This is a genomic window from Synechococcus sp. H55.2 (assembly GCF_047462495.1).
Lineage (GTDB): Bacteria > Cyanobacteriota > Cyanobacteriia > Thermostichales > Thermostichaceae > Thermostichus.
Genome location: NZ_JANSJH010000164.1, coordinates 1 through 2858 on the forward strand (window position 1 = coordinate 1; position 2858 = coordinate 2858).

2 protein-coding genes are annotated in these 2858 nt (G+C 58.9%); both read right to left on the reverse strand.

The annotated features are described in order from the left end of the window. Positions 1–176: 176 nt before the first annotated feature. The gene (locus NW844_RS12575) at positions 177–1619 is read right to left on the reverse strand and encodes a gamma-aminobutyraldehyde dehydrogenase (RefSeq protein WP_414336129.1); all 1443 of its coding nucleotides are present in this window, start codon (positions 1617–1619) and stop codon (positions 177–179) included. Positions 1620–1779: 160 nt separating this feature from the next. Next, complete coding sequence (locus NW844_RS12580) at positions 1780–2337, reverse strand: CHRD domain-containing protein (RefSeq protein ID WP_414336131.1); 558 nt, start codon at positions 2335–2337, stop codon at positions 1780–1782. Positions 2338–2858: the final 521 nt, after the last annotated feature.

Below are 2858 nucleotides of genomic sequence, written 5' to 3' on the forward strand. Positions count from 1 at the left end.
CCCAGCCCCTCTCCCAGCCCTCACCCCCAGCCCCTCTCCCAAAGGGAGAGGGGAGATTGAGATAGCGCTCCGCGCTGCCGGGGCGAACGAGGCAGCAAAGGGTTTCCGGAAAACTGGAGATGTCCCTGTTGAACTGCTGCTGTTTCGTTTTATGGCTGCTCAGGATGGTCGTAGCTTCAGGGGGTGGCGATCATCACATGCTTGGTAATCTGATAGTCGCGCACCGCCTCGGCGGAAAGATCTTTGCCAAATCCCGATTGTTTGAAGCCGCCATGGGGAGCCTCAGAGGCAATGGGAATGTGGTCGTTGATCCAGACGGTGCCCACCTCCAGCTCAGCGGCTAGTTTCATGGCTCGTCCGATGTCTTGAGTCCACACAGAAGCCGCCAACCCGTATAGGACGTCATTGCCCAGGCGTAGCGCCTCCGCTTCTTCGCGGAACGAGCCGAGCGTGAGAACCGGCCCAAAAACCTCACTCTGCACGATCTCCGCTTTTTGATCGACATTGGCAATCACTGTGGGTTCGTAGTAGTAGCCCCGGTCAAACTGGGAAGGGATCCGCCCGCCGGTCAGCACTTTGGCCCCTTCGGCTTTGGCCCGCTCCACAAATCCCATCACCCGCTCCCGCTGGGCTGCCGAGACCAAAGGACCCATCTCCACCCCCGCCTCAAAAGGGGATCCCAGTGTCACTTTGCGCATCGCCTCCACAATGGCCTCCTGCACCTGCGCCAGCTTGCTCTCGTGCACATAGACGCGGGTGGCTGCCGTACAGTCCTGGCCGGTGTTGAACGTGGCGGCGAAGGCGGCCTTGGCGGCCACGCTTTCCACGTCGGCATCTGCAAAAACCAGGAAGGGCGCTTTCCCCCCCAACTCCAAATGCACCCGCTTCAGGGTATTGGCGGCGGTGCGCATCACCTGCTTGCCGGTGGCGGTAGAGCCGGTAAGGCTGACCATGCGCACCTGCGGGTGCTCCACCAAAGCTTGGCCGGTGGCATTGCCCCCGGTAACAATGTTCACAACCCCCGGCGGGATCCCGGCTTCAGCGATCAGTTCCCCCAACATCAGAGTGGTCAGAGGGGTGGTGGGAGCAGGCTTGAGCACCACCGTACAGCCAGCAGCCAGAGCAGGGCCGATCTTCCAGACGGCCATCAGCAGCGGGTAGTTCCAGGGGGTAATTTGCGCGCACACCCCCACCGGCTCTTTGCGAAATAGCGAGGTGTAACCCTTGGCGTATTCTCCGGCGCTGAAGCCATGGATGTCGCGGGCGGCAGCAGCGAAGAAACGCAGATTGTCGACCGCAAACGGCAAATCTCCCCCCAAGCTCACCAGCTCGTAGGGCTTGCCGGTGTTTTCCGACTCTACACGTGCCAATTCGGCGGCGCGAGCTTCGATGAGATCCGCCAATTTCCAGAGGGCCAGGGAGCGCTCGCCAGGCGTGAGTTTCGACCAACGGCCATCGTAAAAGGCCGTCTGGGCAGCCTGCACCGCCCGATCCACATCGGCCGGGCTGGCATCCACCACCTCTGCTAGTTCCTCGCCAGTAGCCGGGTTCTCGATGGTCATCAAGCCCCCCCCTTGGCTATCGACCCATTGGCCGTCGATCCAGAGTTTGTAGGCCATAGCGATGTCCTCAACTGCTTGGTAAGGGTGAAATGGCTTTCCCCATTGTGCCGAATCTTCTTGAGTTGACCAGAAAAAAGGCAGCGCAAGCCCCAGCATTTGCGCTAAATGCTTTAGATGCTCCGCACCGCTTAGGCGGCTGAGAAGTCGCCTTCAAGATTTAGCGAGGGAAAACCACCTGGGCCCGCAACTCGCCGGGAGGGTTGGCCTGCGTATGGATGTTGATGTAGTAGGCCCCGGCCAAGAAGCTGGAGACCTGCTCAGGGGTGAGTTGGGCCTCTAGCCGGAAGTTCCCCGATTGATTGTCGGGATTGGGCAACATGTTCAGGACAAAGACGACCGGGCCTGTGGCCTGGGCGAAAGATTGTCCCGGCTGGGGCTGGGCCAGGTGAATGTGGCCGGGGCCAAAATTGGCGATCGGCAAAAGTGGGGTCGTGAGATTCGTAAAACTCCCCTGGACAGATAGAGTACGGGCGGTCTGGTTTAAAGTGACAACAGCACTGCCGCTGGCGGAGCTGGGCACCGCTACCGGCGGTACTTCGGCAGCAGGAGATAGGGTCAAGGTAGCCGTAGAGACTACAGCTCCCGGCGCAGGGGTTACCGAGCTGCCGCTCCCGCAGCCGCTGAGAAACAAGGCAGCAGCCAGGCAAACACCCCAAAAAGCTTTGCAGACAAAACGAAGCCGAAAGGCTGAATCCAGCAAAAACGTCAACAACATGGAAAAAGCTCCTCGGTCGGAGAACAAGCCATCTCAGATACGGAGCAGGCCCAGCTTCGGATTCACCCTTGGAGAACAAGATCACGATCGCCTGAGGAGTTACCCCTGTTTCTCAAGCCGTCTTCCTCTCGAGGGGCTTCCCAAGAGGTTGAAGCAGCCTAGCTGCTGAGGGGCGGAGGGCCGAAGATGGCCAAGCTCCAAGGCTCTCCCTCGCCAAACTTTCCCAGGCCAGGTTCGCTGATCTGTGTGTTTAAAGGGTTCCCAACCCCTTGACAGGAGGCCAAAACTTACATTGCAAGCATAGCGGGCACAGCCAAACAACTGGGCTAAGTTTGGCCTCTATTGGTCTGTAGGGTAAAGACTGTACTTGCACCGGGCTTTCATGAGCTCAAGTTAAGTTGGCATGTCTATGCCAGCCCATAGAACTAAGGGAAGAACGCAGCAGTATTTCCAGCTTACAGGCGCATTTGGTGTTTGTTACTACAGCCCTACAACAAAGCTACTTTGTGGAGTCCAAGCTA